This window comes from Polaribacter sp., assembly GCF_965656025.1.
In the GTDB taxonomy this organism is placed as follows: domain Bacteria; phylum Bacteroidota; class Bacteroidia; order Flavobacteriales; family Flavobacteriaceae; genus Polaribacter.
In genome coordinates this window covers 1-247 of sequence record NZ_CBFHJT010000087.1, presented here as the reverse complement: position 1 = coordinate 247, position 247 = coordinate 1, and positions in this window count along the sequence as shown.

The window sequence follows — 247 nt, the reverse complement described above, 5'->3', positions numbered from 1 at the left end:
ATGTTTCAGCGAGAATCCTTGTATAAACCTTATTTAGAAAAAGTATATGGTGTAGTTGGTGCCACTAAAGCAGATTAAAAAATGAAATTAAGAAACATAAATATCATATATCTATTCTTAGCTTTTCTAGCTTGTAATTCTGAACAAAAAGAAATTAAAAAAACTAAGAGTGACACAAAAGGATATGCAATACAACCTGTAGATATTCAAAATGTTAAAGTCACGGATAAATTTTGGTTACCAATTA